Raw genomic sequence first — 337 nt, 5'->3', positions numbered from 1 at the left:
CTACTGGTGCCACTGGCAGCACGGGTGCAACTGGAGCTACTGGGGCCACGGGTATCACAGGTTCAACTGGAGCTACTGGTGCTACAGGAATTACAGGTTCAACCGGACCTACTGGGACCACTGGAATCACGGGTGCAACTGGAGCTACTGGTGCCACGGGTATCACAGGTTCAACCGGACCTACTGGGGCCACTGGAATCACGGGTGCAACTGGAGCTAGTGGGGCCACTGGAATCACGGGTGCAACTGGAGCTACTGGTGCCACGGGTATCACAGGTTCAACCGGTCCGACTGGTGCTACTGGTATCACAGGTGCAACCGGTCCGACTGGTGCTAC

General features: G+C 58.8%; 1 protein-coding gene. It reads right to left on the bottom strand.

The features are described from left to right. Nucleotides 1–337, bottom strand: a 337-nt coding sequence (locus ACTJJD_RS19345; protein WP_440608759.1) for a hypothetical protein, incomplete at both ends; no start/stop codon positions are given.

This window comes from Bacillus sp. 22446 (assembly GCF_052044955.1).
Lineage (GTDB): Bacteria > Bacillota > Bacilli > Bacillales > Bacillaceae > Bacillus > Bacillus altitudinis.
This window is presented reverse-complemented; position numbering and strand designations above follow the sequence as displayed.